We start from the raw sequence: 21,749 nt of genomic DNA, 5'->3' as shown, positions 1-21,749 counted from the left end.
GACTAGCCCTTTCGACGGCTCGGGCAATAGTATTGCCCTCATATCATGTTTGACTTAGACAGCATCGGCGCCGGCCTGCCCATCGCCGCGACCATCGGCTCCCTGCCCACTACCGGCAACGTCGTTGTCCAGGCTCCGCCTGGCACAGGCAAGACCACGCTGGTCCCGCCCGCGCTGGCCAATCAATCCACCGGCAAAGTGCTGGTAACTGCGCCTCGCCGCGTGGCAGTGCGCGCGGCGGCACACCGGCTACGCTCCCTGTCGGGGCAGCCGGGGGAAGTGGGCTTTGCCATTCGCGGGGAATCGCGCCACGGCGAATCCGTGGAGTTTCTCACCCCTGGCGTGCTCCTGCGGAGGTTGCTGCGTGACCCGGAGCTCGAGGGAGTCTCCGCCGTGGCCATCGACGAGGTCCACGAGCGTCAGCTCGACACCGACTTGGTGCTGGGCATGTGCCTGGAGCTTGCCCAACTGCGCGATGATTTCCGCGTCATCGCCATGTCGGCGACGGTGGATGCGCAACGCTTCTCGCAGCTCATGGACGCGCCCATTCACCGCACCGAGGCCGTGACCTATCCCCTCGACGTCACCTATTCCCCTGTGCCCGGGCGCGCTGCGGGAAGTCCCGAGTTCTACCGCGGCGTGGCGCGCATCGCCGCCCGGCAATCCGAATCCACTTTGGTCTTCGTCCCCGGCGTCCGCGAGGTCAACCTGGTTTGTTCGGCTCTCTCCGAACAAAGCGAGGCACCAGTCTTCCCCTTGCACGGCCAGCAGACCTCCGCCCAACAGGATGCGGCGCTCTACACCGACGCCCGGCGCATCGTCGTTGCAACCTCCATCGCCGAGTCCTCCCTGACCGTGCCCGGCATTCGCACGGTGGTTGACGCTGGACTATCTCGGGTTCCCCGGCGCGACGCCCAACGCGGTATGTCAGGCCTGGTGACAGTCTCCACCTCAAAGTCGAGTGCCGACCAGCGCGCCGGTCGCGCCGGGCGTGAGGCTCCGGGCACCGTGGTGCGCTGCTATTCCGCCGAGGACTACCAGCACTTTAGCCCGCATATCACCCCGGAGATCTTAAGCGCCGATCTCACCTCGGCGGCACTCTTCCTCGAGTGCTGGGGCGCGGGCCCGGATTTTCCGCTGCTTGATACACCACCAGCACCCGCACTAGAACAGGCCCAACAAACTCTGCAAGAGATTGGGGCGCAGGGCAAGACCGCTCAGCGCCTGGTGCTTTTGCCCACGGACCCACGCCTGGGGGCGGCGCTGCTCAAGTACGGTTCCCGCGCGGCGGCGACGGTGGCTGCGCTGGGGGACACTCCGCGTGGAGACATCACCCGCGCCCACCCGCCACGCCGCGAGGTCGAGCGCCTCTCCCGCCTGGTGGAGGACAAGGGACCAGCGGATCCCGGGTCAGTGGTCGCCGCCGCTTTTCCCAGCCAGGTGGCCAGGCAGGTCGGCCGGGAGGGCACAGAGTACCTGCTGGCCAGTGGCACCAGGGCCAAGCTTCTCGACGCCTCGGGTCTGACCGGCGCCCCGTGGCTGGCGATAGCGGAGGTATCTTTGTCCAACGCGGGAAACGCCATCATCCGCGCCGCCGCGCGCATCGATGAAGCTGCCGCGCTGACGGCGATCGGCGTGAGCGAAGAGGCCACAGCCACTCTAGAGGGCGGCAAGGTGCGCGGGCGCAAGATCCGCCGGGCAGGTGCCATCGAGCTTTCCTCCACCCCGGTCCAGATAAGCGGCGCGGCTGCGACTGCTGCTCTCGCCGCCGGCATCCGGGAAGAAGGCCTGGGGCTCTTCCACTTCAGCGAGAAAGCCCGCGCCTTGCGGGATCGCTTGCGCCACCTGCACAACTACTACGGTGCGCCTTGGCCGGACATCGCTAAGTCCGATCCTTCTCAGTGGCTGGGCCCGGAGCTCAACCAGATAGCGCGCGGCACCCCAGCCAAGAAGATCGACCTCTACCCCGCCCTGCAACGCCTGTTGCCTTGGCCGGAAGCCACTCGCCTCGACGAGCTAGCCCCCACCCGCCTGCCGGTCCCCTCGGGGCGCAGTGCCGCCATTGATTGGTCCGGGGATCGCCCCGTCGTCAGCGTCAAGCTACAGGAGTGCTTCGGCCTTGCTTCCTCGCCCGAATACTGCGGGCAGCGGGTGCAATTCCACCTGCTCTCCCCCGCTGGGCGGCCGCTGGCAGTCACCGACGATCTCGCCAGCTTCTGGGATGGCCCCTACGCCGGGGTCCGCTCCGAGATGCGCGGGCGCTACCCCAAGCACCCGTGGCCCGAGGACCCTCGCAGCGCGCAGGCCACCGCGCGCACCAAGAATAGGCAGCACCGGCATTAGCCGGTCTCTCCTATCCCCACTGCTGGATGGAAAGATACACGCTCATCACCACCACCAACGCCAACAGTGCGTAGCGGATGAGCTTGGTTCCGCCGTTGAGGACGGTGCGAGCCCCCAGCTGTGCCCCAATAATATTGGCAATGGCCAGTGTGATGCCTAGCAACCACCACACATGTCCTCCCGCGATGAACACGGCCAAGGCACCGAGGTTGGTGGCGGTATTGACTACCTTTGCCATGGCCGCCGATTTCAAGAAGTTCTGTTGAAAGACAAAGGTGAAGGCCATGATGAGGAACATTCCGGTGCCGGGCCCGAAGATGCCGTCGTAGAAGGAGACCACCGCCACGGCTGCCAGCGCGGCCCAGGTGCGCCATCCCCCGCGCAGTCCCTCCGAGCGGGTGGTACCAAAGCTGGGCTTGAAGGCCACGAAGATACCCACCGCCACCATGAGCATGATGATGAGCGGGCGCATGATGTCCTTGTCGAGGCTGGCCGCCACGCTCGCGCCCATCCCGGCGCAGAGGAGAGCCACGAGGACATAGCGGATGAGTTCGCCCGCCGGAGGGCGAACCTTGCGCACCAGGGTAAAGGCGGCAGAGGCAGTTCCGGAGACCGCAGCCAGCTTGTTGGTGGCGAGCGCTGCCGCCGGCGGCAGACCGGGCAGCACCGCCATGATAAGAGGAACCAAGATGAGTCCCCCGCCGCCGATGAGCGCATCGATCCAACCGGCACCGGCGGCCCCAATGAGCAAAATGGCCCACTGCCCTAGCTCTAATTCCATGGGTGACATCTTAAACCGCGTTAGACTCGGCAACGGTATTAGTTGGGAGATTGGTTTGGCAGAAGAATCGCATCGGCGCCCCTTTGATAGGAGCCTGGCGCTGCGCTGGGCCTTCGTTGTACCGGTATCGGTCTTGTTGGGATGGCTCTTTGATCGCTGGGGAGTGCCGGCAGCGTGGATTATAGCTGCAATTGTGGTCTCCGCGGGAGTGGCGCTGGTTACTCACCACGAGGTGCCCGTCAACAAGCACGTCTACTCTTTAAGTCGCGGCTTCATCGGCATCCTGGCTGCGCTTCCGCTCACCACGATGTCGATAAGCTCTTTGCTTGGCTACCTCCCCATCGGCATAGCCATCGCCTTGATCACCATCCTCGTCGGCATTGGTGGCGGCGTGCTCTTACACCGCGCGCAACCACGGGCGGTGGGGCGGGAGACGGGCATCTTGTCCATGCTGCCCGGCGGGGCGTCGATGATGCCGGTGTTGGCAGATGAGCTTGGCGCGGACTATCGCTACGTGGCGCTCACGCAGTACTTGCGTCTGCTGGCGGTCTCCATCAGCCTGCCCATGGTGGTCAGTTTCATGGCCACTCCCAGCGGCGGGGAGCACCTCAAGGCTGCCGACGCCGACCCGCACTGGTGGATGGTTCTCATTGTCCTGCTGGTGGCGCTGGTGGGAGAGCCACTGGGCAAACGCATTCACTTGCCGGTGGCAACGGTCATGGGCCCGCTGCTGCTCACGGTGATAATCTCCGCTTTCTTGCCACCGGATATGACGATGCAGCCCATCGAGCCTTTCAGGATCCTGGCCTTCTTGAGCATCGGCTGGGTGTGCGGCGGCGGGCTTTCCATGCAGGCTCTCAAGAGCTTTAGCAAACAGCTTCCGGCCACGATCCTCTACATCGTGCTGGTCATCGGCGTCTGCGCGGCATCGGCAGTGCCCCTGGTGTGGATCATGGGCATCTCCTACTTCGAGGCCTACCTGGCCACGAGTCCCGGCGCGCTCGAGACGGTGCTGGCCTTGTCCTCAGAGGGTGGGGCAGGCCCGGCTGTGGTGGCGCTGCAGATAATCCGGCTGCTCTTGGTTCTTGGCATTGCCGGCTACTTGCCGCAGCTTATTTCCCTCTACGACCGCTTCCGCCGGCACAGGGGCGGAAACGGTGGCAGTGGCGCTACTGAAGGCGCAGACTAGCTGAGCATGTTTTCGCGCTAGTTGAGGATGATGTCGCGCAGGATAGACATGGGCACAGAGCCTAGGGCTAGGGCCTGCGAATGGAAGTCCTTGACCTCCATGCCCTGGGCCACGGCGGAGTCCCGGGTGTTCTGCCACAGGCGCTCGCCGAGGGCATAGGAGGGGGCTTGGCCCGGCCACCCCAGGTAGCGGGTGACCTCGAAGTTGAGGTTGGCATCATCCATGGCGGTGTTCTCCCGCATGAAGGTCTTGACGTGGGATTTATCCCACTTGCCGGAGCTATTGGCATCCGGCAGCTTCTTGCCCAAGTGCAGTCCGATGTCGACCACAACGCGGGCGGCACGCAGGCGCTGCGAGTCGAGCAATCCCATGCGGAAGCCGGGGTCCTCGAGGTAGCCCATGTCCGCCATGAACTGCTCGGCGTAGAGCGCCCAGCCCTCGCCGTGCCCGGAGTTCCACGTCACCGCGCGGCGCCACAGGTTGAGATCTTCTTGGACGAGTGCGGTGCCGATCTGCAGGTGGTGTCCGGGTACGCCCTCGTGGTGGACGGTGGTCAGTTCCTGCCAGGTGTGGAAGAGGTCTTGGCCTGCGGGCACAGACCACCACATACGGCCCGGCCGGGAGAAGTCATCGGCCGGTGGCGTGTAGAAGATGCCGCCGGTGCCAGCTGGATCGATGCAGCATTCGATGTCCAGGATCTCCTCCGGGATATCGAAGGCGGAGCCGTTGAGCTCGGTGATGACGTTATCGGCAGTTTCCTGCATCCACTTCACCAAGGCCTCGGTACCGCGCAGCTGGTAGCGCTCCTCTTGATTGAGGTTACGCATGGCCGCACGGGTGCTGCACTCCGAGCCATAAAGCTGGTGGGCAATGGCCTCTTGTTCAACGCGGATTTCCTGCAAGCGCTGTAGGCCCCACTCATAGGCCTCATCGAGGTTTACCGTGTCCCCGACGAAGAGCCGGGAGAAGCGCTCATAGCGCTCGCGGCCCACGGCGTCCTCCGTGGAGGACTGGGGCTGGAGCTCGTTGGAGAGCCAATCGGAGAAGTCGCCGAAGGCGGTCTTGGCGGAGTCGATCTCGCTGCCGTGGACGCCTAGGCCATCGAGCATGGAATCGGCGTCTGCTAGGCGCTCGCATTGCACGATGACCTCGGAGATCTGGCGCTGCGGGGGAATCATGCCGCGCGAGGCGGCCTCGACCAGGGAATCGCGGTAGCCGTGGAGCGCCGTTCCGACCTTGGAGAGGCGGGAGCGGATGGCCTCGTGGTCCTCATCCGTCTCCTGCGGCATGAGCAGCAGGGAATCGCGGATGGTCTGCACGGGCGAGGAAATATTATTGAGAGAGCGGATGTCCTCGCCGTGGTGGTGAAGGTCTAGCTCGAGACACAGGCGGTCACGCAGGACTGCGGCGGTGACGTAGTCGACGTCGTCGAAGTCATCCTCATCATCGGACTCATCGGTCGTGTCATCGAGTGCGTCGAGGTCCGCCATCATCTCCCGGGTGCGGTCGGCGACCTCCTCGAAGTAGGCGGGGGAAAAGTCCTGCAACTCACCTTCGTAGCCGGGGATGCCCCAGGCGGTGGCCTCGGTGGGGCTCAACTCTGCCAGATCATGGACAAAGTTGTCGCAGGAAGCATCGAGGAGAGAGGGCTGACGCTTCGCATTTTGCTCTGAACTCATGAGGGTGAAGTCTAACCACCAAACGTATCTCGGTGCCAGCCCCAGCCCGGTCTGTTGCCAGCTTGTTAACTAATTGTTGTCCCACTTATTGCCGGGGTGCCTCCAACCAGCGAATTTATCGAGCACTGTGGCTGGTGAACTGTCTAACACGATAGCTTCTACGAAGCGTTGTTGCACGAACCCGGCGCGCGCCATACCCGCGTACATCTCTAAAAAGGACTGCCAGAAGCCCCCCACATCGACCAGGCCCACCGGCCCGGCGATGGTGCCCAGCTGCTGCATGGTGAGCACCTCCGCCAATTCTTCCAGGGTGCCAACTCCGCCTGGTAGACACACAAATGCGTCCGCGAGTTCCTCCATCCGCGTCTTGCGCTCGGCCATGGTGGGGACCACCTCGAGGCTGCTGAGACCGGGGTGGGAGAGCTCAAGGTCTACCAGCTGCTCGGGGATCACACCCGTCACAGTTCCCCCGGCCGCCAGACAGGAGTCCGCAATGACCCCCATAAGCCCAATATTGCCGCCACCGTAGACCAGGTTGATGCCCCGCGCCGCCAGCTCGGACCCCAGTTGCCGCGCCGCGTCGACGTATTCTTCGCAATTACCCAACGCCGAACCGCAATACACAGCAACAGATTTCATGCCCTTCAGCATAAGACTCCAGTGAGCTAGAGTCGTGGTGAACAAGAAATAAGGTGAAGTCCACCGCATCCACTCATTAATTATGAAGCACAGCACACACCAATCCTCCGGCCCAGCAGCCGCGCGCGCCCGCGAGATCTTCGCATCAGCGCAGCACGTCGTGGTATTCAGCGGTGCCGGGATGTCGGCCGAGTCGGGGTTGAATACCTACCGCGACGCGGACAGCGGGCTGTGGGAAGGGGTGGATCCACTGGACATGGCCTCCATTGACGCCTGGGAGCGCGACCCAGAGCCGATGTGGCGGTGGTACCACAAGCGTCGTCGCCAAGCAGCTCAAGCCGAGCCCAACGCGGGGCACCTGGCCATTGGCGCCTGGGGCAACAAAGCCCAGGTTGTTACCCAGAATATTGATAATCTCCACGAGCGCGGCGGCGCCACATCCGTTGTTCATCTGCACGGTTCCCTCTTTGAGTTTCGCTGCGCGGAGTGCGCGCGGGCTTTTTCTGGGGACGTGGAGACCGAGGTTCCACCCCTTTGCCCGGCCTGCGGGGGTCTCATCCGCCCCGGCGTGGTGTGGTTTGGTGAGGCCCTACCCCAGCGCGAATGGGAGATGGCGGAGGAGGAGATTTCTCTCTGCGATCTCCTCCTTATCGTGGGTACCTCCGGCGTGGTCTACCCGGCGGCGCAGCTGCCCTTCCTGGCCGAAGAGGCGGGCGTGCCCATCGTGGAGATTTCCCCCCAGGAAACGGAGTTGAGCCCTCTGGCCAGCGTGTTATGGAAAAGCACTGCCGCGCGAGCCTTGCCCCAGCTTGCCACAGAACGGGATACACATTAGCCCAGGCAGCGCAGGAGCAACACCGCAGACCACGTGCATACCATGCGGTCTATAACTGGTATCACCCATTAGACAATGCAGTCTATCGAGTTTATACTCCTTTGCATGATCAAACCTGGCCCGGTATTCACACGCCCCCGAACACCTGCGGCCAAGTGCCTGCATTTAATCCGGCACAACCCCATCATCACCCGCAGCGAGTTGGTAGCGGCCACCGGTTTATCTCAGCCCACCATCACCCGCGCCACCGCGGCCCTCATCAAAGCCGGCCTCATCCGGCAACGTAACGAGTTCACCCAATCACGCGGGCGTGGCCGCCCCACCGTGCCGCTTGAAGCAGCGGACAATGATTGGGTGCTCGCAGGCATTGCCGTGGGCACGTCCGTGACCTTCATTGGGATTTACGACGTCCTCGGCCGCACCATCAAGAACGGCGAATTCGCCACCCCTGTGGCAAAACTGAGCGAGGATGACTTCATCGAACACATCCTGGCCGGGGTCAACCGCCTGATGACGGGGCTAGAGCGCCCACTGGTATCGGTGGGAATTACCACCTCGGGCACCGTCGATTCCCAAGGCCTCGTCACCGCATCCAACTTGGGATGGGAAGGAGTAGACATCGCCGCACGCCTTGACTACCAATTCGGTGTGCCGGTCGTGGTGTCCTCCGCCATCCCTGCGATTCTGGGTTCCGAAACCCAAGCCGCCGAATTCGGCAGCGAGGAAAAGGTCTTGACCCTCTTTGCTGCCGATTCCATCGGCGCCGCCTACTCTGCGGGCGATGAAGTCAGCCAAGTTATCCCACTTCCGAGCACAGATTCTGCAGTTTTTGGCTCTGGGGCATCTGAGGATCTGCTCACCACTGCAGCCGTGCTCCGCGAACTCGCAGGCCATGGTTTAAGCGCCTCTTCCCTCCCCGAGGCAGTCACGCTCGCGGAGCACTCCCCCGCAGCACGTAACATCCTCGACGAGCGCGTCCGCCAACTCGGCGCCATTACCTCTCGGCTCATCTCCTCGCATCGACCCGGGGCTGCAGTCATCTCCGGCGGTGCCTTCTTGGACGATCCGGCAGCCCCCCAGCTCTTCGCCGCCGCCGTCCGCGAATCCGTCGGCCGCTCCGTCAAGCTGCGCATGATCCCCTCCCATGAGGAAGTAGTGCGCGCCATCGCCCGCGCCGTGGCCCTCGACCCGCTCCTACGCACCCCGCTGGAGCTGGCCACCTCCCACGTCTAAGCAGCGGGTTTCCCCAGCTTAGGAGGCTAGGAGACGTCCGCTAGGACCCCGCGCAGCGCATTCACCCCAGTAAAAAGATGCGCGCGCAGGCCAGCCTTGGTGGCTGCAGTGACGTTATCGGCGCAATCATCGAAAAAGTAGGTAGCTTTTCCGCCCCCCAGGGCATCAATAGCCACGGCGTAGGCCTCCGGATCCGGCTTGGAGACGCCGATATCACAGCTAAAAACCACCGCCGCGCACTCCTCCAGCCATGGATGCTTCGCGCGCACCAACTCGGCAGCCGTGGCCGGGACATTGGAGAGAATGCCCACCGCATGTTCCCGGGCAATGAGCTGCAGAACCAACTCCACTATCTCCGGATCCGATTCCACGAGAGCGCTGCTATCAATCTCCACCGCGCCGGCAACGTCACATTCGGCGATTCCTGCTAGGGCCGCTACCTGCTCCCAATAGTGGGTGTCACTGAGCTCACCCACGTCATAGGCTGGGCGCAATTCCTCGTAGGCTTCCCAAAACTTCGCCGGTGAGGGTGGGGCGATAAAGCTCTCTAGCTGCTCCCGCGACTGCACCGTTGCAGGGCGCATGAGCACGCCATACATATCGAATAGAAGTTGCGCCATGAAACTAGTTTAGCCGCGGGCGCGGCAAGAGCCAGAAAAAATCTCCCACCTGCCCGAAGCGGGGCGAGGTGGGAGATGAAAGAACTATGGCTTAGTGCTTAGCCCACTCGGCGTCTAGCTCTTAGTTGTCACGGGAACCGAGACGAGCATCGATGCGCAGCAGACCAGAGCCGTCATTGCCGACGAGCTTGATTTGGTCGATGATCTCAGAAACGGTGTCCTCTTCCTCGATCTGCTCGTTGAGGAACCAGTTGACCAGCGCGCGGGAATCGAGGTCCTGCACCTCATCAGCCAGGCGGGCGATCTCCCGAATCTGACCGGAGACCTTCTGCTCGTGAGCATAAGCAGCCTCGAAAGCATCCAGCGGGGTGGCAGCCTTGATGGAGGGCACCGGAATGTCACCGAGCTCTACGCGGTAGCCGCGGTCAAGCAGGTGATCAGCCAGCTTCTGCGCGTGGGTGCGCTCCTCCTCGGCCTGTGCGTAGAACCAGTCACGCATACCGGGGAAAGAAAGATCATCCATCTCGTAAGCGAGCTGGGTGTAGACAAGAGCAGCGCCGTGCTCGTTGATGACCTGAGTATTTAGAAGGGTCTGTAGCTTCTCGTTCATAAGAAAATACCTCTCTGTGCGAGTGATTTATTAACAACTGCTATTTACTTTACAGAATTATTTGGCACACGCTAGCGAGGCTTGCTTAACCAAACCTGCATGTCAACCACCAATTCCGGTAGGCTCACCTTAGTTATGACTGCCTATATGCCGCCTCTGCCGGACAATTTCGCTCGACAGAAGTGCACTGAACTTGCAGGCCGTTGCCACCTCTTGCATGAACTGCGCGCGCTCACCTTCGCCCAAGCGCAAGGAATCAATCCAAGCAGATCCTGGCCCACACATAACCCCCACGGCAGAATCGCCCACACAGCGTGCACAATGCTGGGCTAAGACCTGCAGAGAAAACTCCGCATCAGCAGTTTCTTCGAGCCGCGCCACATAAGCTGCAGTGGCAGGCAGGAGCCTTAGACGCTCACGCCAGTTACCTCCCCAAGTGCCTTCCAGGTCCTGCTCAAGTTCCCTGCGGCTTCTACCCGCGTAGCCAAAGATGAGCGAACCAAATTCGGTACCAGCCACGGCCCTCGCCGAGCGCTCGAGCGCCTCGTAAATGAACCACAACTGGCCCCGATAGACGGACAAACCTCGATTGCCCGCACTATGCGGAGTCAAACCAAGGTGACTAACCCCGGCACCCATGTGTGCACGGACAGTCTCTTTATACAATGCATCCGACAGGGGCTGTGCCAGGCTGGTTCTTTCCATTGCGATGGTCATCATTCACCCTCCTACGCTTCATAGATATCCTGCAACAAAGTACTGCCAACAGAATAAAGTTAGCCTTACCTAAAGTGCAACAGGGGGAATGAAAATTGGTTCGAAAGTACTACTCGCAGCTACTCCCCCATCGCCTTGCTCAGGCGCGCTAAACGCCTCTGGCTCGGACCATCGAGGCCGCGAAACTCCACGATGACTCCATGCTGGCTGTACTTATGCCTCACCGAATCCAGCGCGGCAACGGCCGAAGCATCCCAGATCTCCGCCTTGGAAAGATCGATGATGACCGTGGATTCCGCAGCGCGGTAGTTAAAGCTATAGACCAGGTCATTCGAGGAAGCGAAAAACAGTTGTCCCAGCACTTGATACTTCCCTGGCGCGGTTTCCTCGACACTGACTAGGTGCGCCACCTTCTGCGCAAAGGCCAAGGTGGCGGCGATTACACCCAGAATAACCCCGATAGCAAGGTTCTTTGTCAGCACGGTTCCCACGACGGTGATCACCATACATAGGGTCTCCGAAAGCGGCATCAGCCGCAGCGTGCGGAGCCGTACCGAATGCCAATTCACGGTCGTTGCCGCCACCACGATCATCACAGCGACGAGCCCCGCCATGGGGATCCTGCCCACGAAGTCTCCCAGCCCGAGGCAGAGGATGAGGAGGAAGACGCCGGCGAGGAACGTCGACAAGCGCGTGCGTGCTCCGGAAGTCTTGACGTTGATCATGGTCTGCCCAATCATCGCGCACACACCCATGCCACCAATGGCTGCAGAAAGTATGTTGCCCACGCCCTGCCCCAGCGATTCGCGGGTCTTATCGGAGTGCACATCCGTGATGTCATCAACGAGCTTGGCGGTCAACAACGACTCCATCAAACCCACCAAAGCCACGGCGGCCGCATAAGGCGCAATCACTATAAACGTCTCCATGTTCCAAGGAATCTGCGGCAGAAATAGGCCGGGCAAGCCTCTGGGAAGCTCGCCCGTATCTGCAACTTCGGGGACCCGCCAGCCCGCGGCCCACGCCACGGCGGTGACAACGACGATGGCGACTAGGGGTGTCGGAATGGCGGGGTTGAGGCGGGGCAATCCCAGCATCAAGACCAAGCCCAGGCCAACGAGGAGGTAGACCGTCCACGGCACATCGTGCAGGTAGGGCAGCTGCGCCAGAAACATCAAGATGCCCAGACCGTTGACGAAACCTATCATCACGCTGCGCGGGATAAACCGCATGAGCTTGGCAAAGCCGAGCAGGCCCAAAGTTATCTGAATAACACCGGCCAGAAGCACAGCCGCGACCACATAATCGAGGCCATGAGCCTTGGCCAAAGGCGCAATGACCAGCGCCACCGCGCCGGCCGCAGCCGAGATCATTGCTGGGCGCCCACCGGTAAATGCAATGGATATAGCCATGATGACCGAGGCATACAGGCCCGTGCGCGGATCTAACCCGGCCAAGATGGAAAAACTCAAGACCTCGGGGATAAGCGCGAGGGCGACCGCAATGCCGCCGAATACCTCCATCCGCAACCGTGCGGGGGAGGAAAAGGCATAGCGGAAGCTCGCGATGACGCCGGTGGGCGCGGCGTTAGCGTTCGAGCGGGCGGACGCTGATTGCTGTTGTTTAGGCACGCAACAGCAGTGTAGTGCGCTTTAGGCGCCTTCCCTAAAGGAGCCATCAGCGGTGATGACCGGCAGGACCGACCAAGCAAAGTTGATCCACTTATCCGTCTTCAGCCAGGAGAAGTCCGGCTCGAAGATGGTGGTCGGCTTGGTGTAAATCACCGCGGAGCGTACCTCGGACGCGGTCTCCTCTAAGAAGTTGACCACCAAGTCGAGCGTCTTGCCTGAATCCGCCACGTCATCGATGATGAGGACCTTCTTGTCGCGCAAAGAGGCGGTATCTAGCTGTGGGTCGAGGATGACCGGATCCGGGAGAGTCTGACCAATATCGGTATAGAACTCCACGTTGATGGCGCCCATGGCCTTGACACCAATGGCATAGCCAATGGCGCCGGCCGGGATGAGACCGCCTCGAGCAACGCCAACGATCAGATCCGGAAACCACCCCGAGTCAATGATCTGCTGAGAGAGGTTGCGGCTGGCTTCGCCGAACGTCTCCCACGTTAGGTTCTCGCGTTCTGGGTGAACCCACTCCGGGGTGTTATTGACGCTCACGATGCAGCTGGCTCCTTAGAAGAATCCTTTTGGCTTTCCCCATAGTGTAGCGAGGCCACGCGTCATGGGAGAAAAGAGCGTCAAAAACTGCCCAAAAGAGTGGCAGGTAGGTACCGGGCGAGTATCAGACGTTTAGCGGAAAGGAACCTCACCCAAGGTTCGGCGCAGCTTGCGCGTGCGCAGCCGCTCCGGATTCTCCGCCAACTGTTCCATCGCGCGTACCGCACACATGACGTGGGCTTCTTTGGAGTTGGAGTAGAATGCTTGGGCTTGGGCGGGCAGCTTCGGCACCGCATGCAAGGGTAAATCCGAGACCGAAAGCAGTGTTCCATAGGGAATGCGATAACGATAACCGTTGGCAGCCAAAGTGCAGGATTCCATGTCCACTGCCACCGCCGTCGAATGCTGGAGCCAACCCCAAAGGTCACGGTTGGTGCGCCACTCCCAATTGCGATCATCGGTGGAAAGCACTGTGCCCGTGCGCATCAGCGGATTGTCACTGCCATAGACCTCGTCCACAGAGGCTTCCAGCATCCGCTGAATCTCCGGGATAGCCGGAATGGGATTCCCCGTGGCCACCCGGTTATCGAGAATATGATCCTCACGCTGATAGGCGTTGCCCAAGATGAGGTCACCGATGCGCATGCGCCCATCCAGGCCTGCACAGTGCCCGATCATGATCCAAGCCTCGGGGCGCAAGACCGCTAGGCAATCCGTGATCGTCTTGGCATTAGAGGGGCCGATGCCAATATTGATCATGGTGATTCCATCCCCTACATCGGTGATGAGATCGAAACGTGGCATCTGGAAACGGGACGTTAAAGTGAGCTCATCAATATCGAGCGCCACCGCATCGTTGGGATGAATGGTCTCCCCAGTGGGCAAGACTAGCGCCTTATACCGAGAGTCTTCCTTCGTTAGCTCGCGCAGCCCGAAGGATACAAACTCGGTGGTATGCATGGCGTAGTTGGTGAAGAGGATGTACTTTTGCACCGAGTCCACCTCAATGCCGGTGTAATGCTCGATGCGCGCGCAAGCAATATCAAAGCGCTGGGGCCCAAAGGGAAAGAGGGGCTTTTCCTCTCCATGGAATGCTTCCCATTCCCCGTCAATGATCGCGTCATTGACCTCATCGAGAGTGGGGCGCGGAATCTCGGCTGCCTTATCCCCTGCTCTACGCGCCTCGGAGGCATCACCCGAATCACGGATGTACTCAGGCGGGATTCGCTGATCCGAGTAGCCAACAAATATATCGCAATGGTAGTTGCCTGCCAGTCGCGCCAGCTGCTCGCGGAGATACGCCCGGATGAGGTGAGGTTTGGAAATAACCGCGCTATAACGCCCCGCCTCATCAACATAGCCGAAGGGCTCAGAACGATCGATTGGCGTCCACTCCCGGACCTCCACCGCAATCTTGGGATAGGTCACATAACGGTATTCCTCGTAATTTCCAGTGGACAACGCCTGTTTTGCCAAGAGGCACGAGGTGTCATAGAGCTCAATGAGGCGTTCGACGGCCTCATCCACAGAATGGACTTGCTGCAGGTCAGTCATGCATACAAGTGTAGTTGCCGGACTGCGATTCAGCAGGGCGGCAGAAAGTAACTGATAGGGGCCCCACAGTAGGCCAAGGGGTGCCGCACATGCCGAGACACCCCTTATTGACGCACGCGAAAAGCGAGCGTCCGACCTTTTCTAGCGCAGCTCAGGAATGAGCAGATCACTCATCGCCGAACCGACCGCGGTGGGCAGTTCGACACCGAGAACCTTGGCAAAGGTCGCGGCCTCCTCGATCATCTCGCGGCGCCCGCCGTCCGCCTCCGGCAGAAACGCCGGGCCTTTGGCAAAGAACACCGGCTGATTCCCCTGCGTGGGATGGTGACCGTGATTTCCAAGATAGCCACGGAAATCCTCGTCCTGGCGCCGAACGACGACGCGTCTGTCAAGGGCACCGCCCACGATAACGCCCGGCTCGGATTCCACGATCCAGCTAAACGGACCGTCAAGTCCGTGGAGCTCGCGTGCATCCGCTGCCGTGAGGATCTCGCGAATGCGATACTTCGGCTCCGCCACGATCTCATCCAAAAGGTCCTCGATCTCGCGCAGGCGCTGTGAACTGAGCCCTTCCTTCAAGAAGATCTGCCCAGATAGACCCGCACTATGCAGGTAAATATCCCAATCGAGGAGATTGTTTTCCTCATCGGTTTTCAAAAAGCCCCGATCCCGGAAAAGGATATTGAGGTTGGTGTGCTGGAGTGTTTCTAGCTGCCCGTGATCCGAAACAATGACGATATTGGTCTGCTCGGCATGACCTGAATCATCGAGTCCCGCGAAGAGAACGCCGAGACGCTCATCAACGGCCTCGAGTGCGGCATTGACGTGTGGCCCGGTTGGCCCATACTTGTGGCGCGCGCTGTCGAGCTCCACAAAGTGAATGAACATGACTTCCGGATGATCTTCACGCAATATATCCGCCCCCACTGCCGCCGCGAAGGGGCCGTGGTTGGTCTTCGGTTCCGTGATGATCTTGCCCTGATGCCGCTCAAAGAGCTCGAAGCCACGCTCCGAACACACCGAGTGCATCGTTGCCTGCAGTCCTCCTGTGGACTCAACATTTCCGATCTCCGGAATGATGATGTCGAAGGGCGCACCAGCCGTGACTGGCCATTGCACTGCAGCGACGCGACGTCCATCCTCATGCGCGGCATCCAAGATAGAAGGCACATTCAAGAATGAATAGTCCCAAAACCAATCTGGGTGATCGATGCCGGGTTGCATGAGCACGTTATTAAACACTCCGGACTGTGCCGGCGGACACCCGGTGAGCTGTGCCGAATGGGCCGGGTAAGTCAACGTGGGATAAACCGAGCGGATCTGCGCTTGGGCACAGCCCTCGAGCACGCGCGCGAAGGAGGGAAGTGTTCGCGCATAGTTCGCGTCGACATCCTCCATCGCATCGACGGAGATGACTAGGAGGCGTTGCTCATTCACTGCTGTACCTCGGTGATGGTGTCAGCGTACTTCTTCATGTTGTCTTCCAAGGCGGCCTGAAGCTTCTTGACCTCGCCCGCAGGATCTGCGTTGTCGCCATAAACGGCCGCCATTGCCTCGTCGATCTTCTCAACGGGCGCCTCCCACCAGGTGATGGTGTCAGCGGTCTGTGCATTGGGAACCTGGTCGAGCGCGGTCTTGTAGTTCGGATCCTCGGCGACGAGCTTCTTAACAATGTCGGTGTCACGAGCAGCGTTCACGATAGGAAGGTAGCCGGTCTCTTGGTGCCACTGTGCGGATTTCTCAGGCTGAGCCAAGAAACGGAAGAGTTCAGCACAGGCATCCTGACGTTCTTGGGACTCCGACTTCACAATGGACAGGCCGGAACCGCCGGTGGGAACCTTGGGGCCGGCAGTGTCTTTGCCCAACATAAAGGCGGTACCAATCTCGAACTCCGCAGTCTTCTTTGCTCCTGCGAGCGAGGCAGTAGAGCCGTGGCAGGCTGCAGCAATTCCGGTAGTGAAATCAGTGAAACCGGACTTCGCCATGTAGCCGAAGTGGTCGGTGTGGATGAACTTGCGCTTCCAGTCGAGCCACTCAGTCATCGGCCCCTCGTCGACAGTGATGGTGGTATCGCGGGAGAAGTTGCCGCCCCAGGCCCAGATGTGGGACTGGCCGTACCACTGGTCACCGTTGCTGAAGGCGAAGGCGCTTAGCGGGTTTCCGCCGGCATCGAGACGCAGCAGGTCCGGAGCCATCTCTGCGTACTCGTACCAGGTCTTCGGCCCCTCTTCAGGAAGGCCTGCCTCGCGGAAGCGATCCTTGTTGTAGTAGAACAGCGGGGTCGAGCGAGCGAAAGGCACCACGTAGGTTTGGTCCCCGACCTGGCCCTCTCCGACGTAGTTCTCCATGTAGACGTCGAGAGACCAGGAATCATCGAAGTAACCGTCAAGCGGTGCCAAAGCATCGGCCTCCCAGTACTGGAGCCAACGGTGCTCGGGGAAGCATACGATGTCCGGTACCTTGCGAGCGCGCAGTGCAGCAGTGAACTTTTGATAGAGATCGTTGTAGCTGCCTTGGGATTGAGCTGCCGCGTAGATGTCGCTCTGGGACTTGTTGAACTCGTCGAAAAGCTTCGTTACCGCGTCGAAGTTGACGCCGGTAAAAGGTGCCCAGAACACGATGGGGGTGCGATCCTTATACTCCGCAGGGATTTCGACCGGAGCCTGCTGGAAATCGGCGCGTAAGCTACTGCCCTCGGCGGCGTCTGCGCCCTTCGAGCCTTCACTGGAGACGCCTACGCAGGCGCTCAAGCCGAGGCCGGCAGCGCCAAGGCCCATAGCTGCGAGTATGGAACGACGGCTCAAAATGAGATCACGGCGGTTATGCATGATGAGAATGTGCTTCTTTCTTGAAGTTTGAATGATGGGAGTACATGAGAGGTGAAAGGCTTAGCCCTTGAGTGCACCGGCGCTGATGCCGCCGATGATGCGCTTCTGTGCGAGGAAGAACACGATGAGCATCGGTGCGGAGACGATGACGGCACCAGCCATCACCGAACCCCAGTTGGTATAGCCTTCTTGGCTCTGCAGGAACTTCAGCCCGATTGGCAGGGTGCGCATCTCCACCGTGCTGGTGACGATGAGGGGCCAGACATAGCTGTTCCACTTACCCATGAAGACAATGAGTGAGGCCGTGATGACCATCGGAGAGCTCATCGGCAGCACGATCGAAAACAGGCGGCGCAAGTGGCCGGCACCGTCGATGCGGGCGGAATCGATCAGTTCCTTCGGTACCTGCTGCATCTGCTGATGCAGGAGGAACATCACAAAAGCGGTACCAATGCCGGGCAAGATTAAACCCTGATAAGTGTTGAGCCAATCCAGCTTGGCAATGGTGATGTAGTTGACCAGCAAGGTCACGTGACCGGGAAGCATCATCGAACCCAAGAGAATGACGAAAAGCGTGCCTTTAAACGGCGCGCGGATGAACGCGAAAGCATAGGCACAGAAGATGGCGAGGGTGACTTCTAGGACGGTACCGATGGTGCTGGTGATCACCGAGTTCAGGAAGTGTGTCTAGATCTTCCTCTTTACGCTGGTGAGCGTGCGTAAATCCCGGATTTATATTCCCTGTTGGAATATAAACGCCCTTTATGCGGTCAATACCGCGCTTTAGGCCAAGAGCATGCTAGTAGCTACGAGTTCCTGTTCTTTGTTCCAAAAGCCAGCCTCTATGCCGCGTGTGTAAAGGGAAAATTAAACAGGACGCTGTCCAAGGAGGCAACTAGATGGCGCTGCAAAACAACACATTCTGAGCATTAGCCCGCACAACGTGTCTAAGATACAGAAATAATGAAAGCCCGCTAGCTGCACACTAGCGGGCTCTCTCCCCATGACTAATCTTCGGTGCTTAGCGGAGAAGTGGAGCGCATCTCCCCCAAACAACGACCCGTGATTAGGCAAGCCTTAGTTTATAAACCTTTTGGTTGATGGTCAACCCCTCGGGCCAATCTTTTTTAATCTTGCTTTAAAAAAGATCCCACAACAGGCACCTAGCAGCAACAACAGGTAGGATGGCGGCGATGCCAACTGATCCGATCGCGGAACTCCGCGCCACTATCTCCGAACAACTGGGCCGATTTTGGCGCGCCGACCCCAGCGAAGATGCTTCCAACGACACGGAAGTAACTGCTCCCCCGGCAGTTGATTCCCCGCGCATCGGCATAGTCTCCCCGGCGCCGCCGAGTCGCCTCCGCGAGGATGTGGCCGCCGAAATCGCTGGCCGGCTGCGGCAAGAGCGGCGTGGCTTTGGGGATCTCCTCCACCAGAATAGTGACGAAACCCCTGGTGAGGCAGCCCTCGGAATAGCCACGGCGGCGAGCCTCCCCCTAGGCGCGCGCTTCAAACCGCGCGGCATCTTCGAGGATGATTGGGCAGCCCGCCCCAGCAAGGAGCGCCCATGGCCGGTCATCTTGATCCACGGAACCTGCGATACCAAGGGGATCTGGGAGATTCTCGGCATCCAGCTTCGCGCCGATGGCTGGGCGGTCTTCGCCCCTGACTACGGCAACCGTGCCACGCAACCCCTCCCGCAATCTTCGCAGCAGCTCGGCGCTTATATCGAGGCGGTACTTGAGGTCACTGGCGCCGAGAAAGCGATTCTCATCGGCCACTCCCAAGGTGGCCTGCTGGCTCGCTATTGGATGCGCATAGACGGCGGTGCGGATCACGTGCGCCACCTTATCTGCATCAGCTCCCCGAACCACGGGACCACCCAAGGCGGCATCGCCAGCCGGCTCGTGCGAGGACCACGCCAAGAATCGGTGATGCGCTCGATCATCGACAGCTGGTTCGGCCCGGCTGGAATGGAGCAGATTGTCGGCAGCGAGACCCTGCTCGCAGTCAACCGGGACGGAGACTTGGAACCAGGCGTGAGCTATACCTGCATAGCAACCCGCAGCGATGCCGTGGTCGTGCCCCCTGAGACCTGCTTTCTTGATCCACGCCATGCGCCCGAAGGCACGGTACGCAATATCTACGTCCAGGACTTCGACCGCCGAGCAGTGGTCTTGCACGAAGACATGCCCATGGACAAGCGGGTACATGCCATCGTGCGCACGCTGCTCGAGCAGATCAACTAACTCCCTGGACATAACAGCGCAACCCTAAAGCCTCAACTCATCAATAATGGCGTCGAAAGCCGGGCCCAGCTGCGTGCGCCACAAGGTATCGACGCGGTCATCGCCGCGGCCCGGGCCACCGTTGATGACGGACACCCGCTTGCCGGCCTTGCGGGCATTGAGAAGGAAGCGCAGGCCACTCATCACGGCCAGGGAAGAACCGGCCACGAGCAGCGAGTCCGAGTCCTCCAGGAGCTTGTCGGCGGCCTGTTTCACGGGGGCTGGGACCGATTCGCCGAAGTAGACCACGTTGGGCTTGAGCAATACCGAGCCGCAATTCCTACAGCCCACCATGTTGAAGCGGGCGACGTCAGCGGCACTGAGCGTGACATCGCCGTCTGGATTAACCTCTTGGGAGGCCACGATGACGCTGTCGGCGTAGCCGGGATTCGCCGCCGCAAGCCGCGCGTCGAATAAACCGCGCTCCTCGCGGTAGCCGCAGTTGAGGCAAACGATTTCCTCCATGTCACCGTGGACAGCGATAAGATTGCGCGTTCGGGCTTGTTTATGCAGGCCGTCGACGTTTTGGGTAACCACACCGCTTATTAGCCCGGCGCGCTCCAGCTCAACGAGGGCGAAGTGGCTACGGTTGGGACGCGCCTGCCGCATGACCCGCCAGCCCAGGAAGCTGCGCGCCCAGTAGCGGTGCGAGGCCGCCGGATCGTGGAGAAATTCCTGGTAGGTCATCGGGCGGTGCCTGCTGAGGCTACCGTTGGGGCCGCGGTAATCGGGAACCCCAGAATCGGTCGAGATGCCTGCCCCGGTGAGCACCATGACCCCGCCGCGGCGCAGTTGCTGGGTCACTTCCTGCAAGGCCTGCGCGCTGGGGGTGTGCGGGGCAGTCTCTTTAACTACGCGCGCGATCGAACGCAGCGCGGATTGGTGGGCATGATCTACTGCCGCATCCTCGAAAACCATGTCCCCCAGTCTAATCACGCTGGGGTGAAACCCTAGTCCGGCAGTTTCTCCTCATAGAGCCACTCGGAATCGAGTTCACCGTGCCGAGAGCATTGCGCCAGCCAGCCATCGGGGCGCACCTGAACCATCATGCGCCGCCCGCACAGCTGGCAGTAGCGCGGCACGTCTAAACCGGCGGCGGCCGCCGGGTGCAGGTGCGTGACTTCCCCGAAGGGCTCGCCTGTATTGGGGTGGAAGATTGGGGTCTCCCCCGCCAGGACGGCGGCGGCCAGCTCGGTGGATGAGCTCGTGCGCATTAGAGCGCCTTGATCGGCAGATCGATGCGCCCCAGCATGTCGACGTCCTTTTCAATCTGGCGGCCCAGGGTGGTCAGGTAGTTGCCGGCGATGATGGCGTTGATGCCACCGAGCAGGCCCTTTTCCGTTCCGTCGTCACCGAGGGAGAGTTCTCGGCCGCCGGCGAAGCGCAGGGTGGTACGCGGCATCGCCAAGCGGAAGGCCGCCACGGCGCGCAGCCCCTCGCCGAGGGGAACCAAGGGACGATCCGCGAAGGGGGTGCCAGGCCGCGGGTCGAGGAAGTTCATCGGCACCTCACAGGGGTCAATTTCCGCGAGCTGTGCGGCGAATTCGGCGCGCTGCTCCACGGATTCACCCATGCCGATGATGCCGCCGCAGCAGACCTCCATGCCCACGGCGCGGACGTGGTCGAGGGTGTCCTTGCGCTCCTCCCAGCTGTGGGTGGTCACAACGTTAGGGAAGAAGGAGCGGGAGGTCTCCAGGTTGTGGTTGTAGCGCTGGGCACCCATGTCTTTGAGGCGCTGCGCCTGCTCGCGGGTGAGCGTGCCCAGGGAACAGGAGATCTCGATGTCTACCGCATCGTTGATGGCGGCAATGGCCTCACCCACCTGGTCAAGGAGGTTATCATCGGGGGACTTCACGGCGGCGACGATGCAGAACTCGGTGGCGCCAGTCTTGGCGGTCTTCTGCGCCGCCTCGACTAGCTCGGCGATGTTGAGGCGCACGGCGCGGACCGGGGATTGGAAGAGACCGGATTGGGAACAGAAGTGGCAATCTTCCGGGCAGCCGCCGGTCTTGATGGAGATGATTCCCTCCACCGAGACATCGGGGCCGCACCACTTGAGACGAGTTTGGTGGGCAACGTCGGCGATTCCCTCTAGCTGCTCATCGGGCACACGCAGCACCTGGAGGATCTCTTCCTCGTTGAGGCCGATGCCCTGCTCGAGGGTCTTGGTCCGGGCGATATCTATAATGCTCATGAAAAGCACCATACTTGAACGACGTTCAGGTTTGGTTAAAGGCTCGCATATCCGCCAAG

General features: G+C 60.8%; 20 protein-coding genes. 5 read left to right on the top strand and 15 right to left on the bottom strand.

Annotation, left to right across the window (positions count from 1 at the left end):
* Positions 1–45 precede the first annotated feature (45 nt).
* Positions 46–2,343 carry an ATP-dependent RNA helicase gene (locus F4V60_RS00715; protein WP_075728881.1) on the top strand — a complete coding sequence of 766 codons (2,298 nt, stop codon included), beginning with the start codon at positions 46–48 and terminating at the stop codon, positions 2,341–2,343.
* Positions 2,344–2,353: 10 nt separating this feature from the next.
* Here the strand turns inward: F4V60_RS00715 and F4V60_RS00710 are convergent, their stop codons facing one another.
* Entirely contained in the window at positions 2,354–3,124 is a 771-nt protein-coding gene (locus tag F4V60_RS00710; RefSeq protein WP_075728880.1) for a TSUP family transporter, read from the bottom strand.
* Here F4V60_RS00710 and F4V60_RS00705 point away from each other — a divergent pair.
* The gene (locus tag F4V60_RS00705) at positions 3,123–4,313 is read left to right on the top strand and encodes an AbrB family transcriptional regulator (protein ID WP_084559098.1); all 1,191 of its coding nucleotides are present in this window, start codon (positions 3,123–3,125) and stop codon (positions 4,311–4,313) included. The genes F4V60_RS00710 and F4V60_RS00705 overlap by 2 nt on opposite strands.
* Before the next feature lie 17 nt (positions 4,314–4,330).
* Here F4V60_RS00705 and F4V60_RS00700 read toward each other — a convergent pair whose 3' ends face one another.
* Positions 4,331–5,992: a DUF885 domain-containing protein gene (locus F4V60_RS00700; protein WP_075728879.1), complete on the bottom strand. Its 1,662-nt coding sequence runs from the start codon at positions 5,990–5,992 to the stop codon at positions 4,331–4,333.
* A 69-nt stretch (positions 5,993–6,061) separates the two neighbouring features.
* Positions 6,062–6,631, bottom strand: coding sequence for an LOG family protein (locus F4V60_RS00695; protein WP_075730941.1), 570 nt, complete (start codon positions 6,629–6,631; stop codon positions 6,062–6,064).
* An 82-nt stretch (positions 6,632–6,713) separates the two neighbouring features.
* On the opposite strand from F4V60_RS00695, the gene F4V60_RS00690 reads away from it, so the two are divergent.
* Positions 6,714–7,466: an NAD-dependent deacylase gene (locus F4V60_RS00690; protein ID WP_075728878.1), complete on the top strand. Its 753-nt coding sequence runs from the start codon at positions 6,714–6,716 to the stop codon at positions 7,464–7,466.
* A gap of 105 nt (positions 7,467–7,571) precedes the next feature.
* Positions 7,572–8,699: an ROK family protein gene (locus F4V60_RS00685; protein ID WP_141255909.1), complete on the top strand. Its 1,128-nt coding sequence runs from the start codon at positions 7,572–7,574 to the stop codon at positions 8,697–8,699.
* A 26-nt stretch (positions 8,700–8,725) separates the two neighbouring features.
* Here F4V60_RS00685 and F4V60_RS00680 read toward each other — a convergent pair whose 3' ends face one another.
* From F4V60_RS00680 to F4V60_RS00640, 9 genes are all read right to left on the bottom strand, one after another.
* Positions 8,726–9,319: an HAD-IA family hydrolase gene (locus F4V60_RS00680; protein ID WP_075728877.1), complete on the bottom strand. Its 594-nt coding sequence runs from the start codon at positions 9,317–9,319 to the stop codon at positions 8,726–8,728.
* A gap of 121 nt (positions 9,320–9,440) precedes the next feature.
* The gene (locus F4V60_RS00675; protein ID WP_075728876.1) at positions 9,441–9,929 is read right to left on the bottom strand and encodes a ferritin; all 489 of its coding nucleotides are present in this window, start codon (positions 9,927–9,929) and stop codon (positions 9,441–9,443) included.
* 129 nt (positions 9,930–10,058) lie between these two features.
* Positions 10,059–10,649, bottom strand: coding sequence for a biliverdin-producing heme oxygenase (locus tag F4V60_RS00670; protein ID WP_075728875.1), 591 nt, complete (start codon positions 10,647–10,649; stop codon positions 10,059–10,061).
* A gap of 116 nt (positions 10,650–10,765) precedes the next feature.
* The gene (locus F4V60_RS00665) at positions 10,766–12,169 is read right to left on the bottom strand and encodes a SulP family inorganic anion transporter (protein WP_084559243.1); all 1,404 of its coding nucleotides are present in this window, start codon (positions 12,167–12,169) and stop codon (positions 10,766–10,768) included.
* A 129-nt stretch (positions 12,170–12,298) separates the two neighbouring features.
* Positions 12,299–12,826: a phosphoribosyltransferase gene (locus F4V60_RS00660; RefSeq protein ID WP_084559097.1), complete on the bottom strand. Its 528-nt coding sequence runs from the start codon at positions 12,824–12,826 to the stop codon at positions 12,299–12,301.
* Between the two features lie 129 nt (positions 12,827–12,955).
* On the bottom strand, positions 12,956–14,377 hold the full coding sequence (amn, locus tag F4V60_RS00655) for an AMP nucleosidase (RefSeq protein WP_075728872.1): 1,422 nt from the start codon (positions 14,375–14,377) through the stop codon (positions 12,956–12,958).
* Positions 14,378–14,518: 141 nt separating this feature from the next.
* Positions 14,519–15,814 carry an alkaline phosphatase family protein gene (locus tag F4V60_RS00650; protein ID WP_075728871.1) on the bottom strand — a complete coding sequence of 432 codons (1,296 nt, stop codon included), beginning with the start codon at positions 15,812–15,814 and terminating at the stop codon, positions 14,519–14,521.
* Entirely contained in the window at positions 15,811–17,205 is a 1,395-nt protein-coding gene (locus tag F4V60_RS00645; RefSeq protein ID WP_075728870.1) for an ABC transporter substrate-binding protein, read from the bottom strand. The genes F4V60_RS00650 and F4V60_RS00645 overlap by 4 nt, the downstream gene beginning before the upstream one ends.
* A 60-nt stretch (positions 17,206–17,265) precedes the next feature.
* Positions 17,266–17,874 (bottom strand): carbohydrate ABC transporter permease, encoded by a 609-nt coding sequence (locus F4V60_RS00640; protein ID WP_075728869.1) that lies wholly within the window; start codon positions 17,872–17,874, stop codon positions 17,266–17,268.
* Positions 17,875–18,398: 524 nt separating this feature from the next.
* On the opposite strand from F4V60_RS00640, the gene F4V60_RS00635 reads away from it, so the two are divergent.
* Entirely contained in the window at positions 18,399–19,457 is a 1,059-nt protein-coding gene (locus F4V60_RS00635) for an alpha/beta fold hydrolase (protein WP_084559095.1), read from the top strand.
* A 24-nt stretch (positions 19,458–19,481) separates the two neighbouring features.
* Here the strand turns inward: F4V60_RS00635 and F4V60_RS00630 are convergent, their stop codons facing one another.
* Genes F4V60_RS00630 through bioB form a run of 3 tightly spaced genes read right to left on the bottom strand, consistent with a single transcriptional unit; the run spans position 19,482 to position 21,690 of the window.
* Positions 19,482–20,414 carry a Sir2 family NAD-dependent protein deacetylase gene (locus tag F4V60_RS00630; RefSeq protein WP_075728868.1) on the bottom strand — a complete coding sequence of 311 codons (933 nt, stop codon included), beginning with the start codon at positions 20,412–20,414 and terminating at the stop codon, positions 19,482–19,484.
* 32 nt (positions 20,415–20,446) lie between these two features.
* A complete protein-coding gene (gene bsaP / locus F4V60_RS00625) occupies positions 20,447–20,710 on the bottom strand; it encodes a biotin synthase auxiliary protein BsaP (protein ID WP_075728867.1) in 264 nt (87 codons plus the stop codon).
* Complete coding sequence (bioB, locus tag F4V60_RS00620) at positions 20,710–21,690, bottom strand: biotin synthase BioB (protein ID WP_075728866.1); 981 nt, start codon at positions 21,688–21,690, stop codon at positions 20,710–20,712. Before bioB ends, bsaP begins: the two co-directional genes overlap by 1 nt.
* Positions 21,691–21,749: the final 59 nt, after the last annotated feature.

It is taken from the genome of Corynebacterium flavescens, from assembly GCF_008693105.1.
Taxonomy (GTDB): domain Bacteria; phylum Actinomycetota; class Actinomycetes; order Mycobacteriales; family Mycobacteriaceae; genus Corynebacterium; species Corynebacterium flavescens.
Note: the sequence above shows the minus strand (reverse complement) of the source record. Positions and strands in the feature narration are given on the sequence as shown.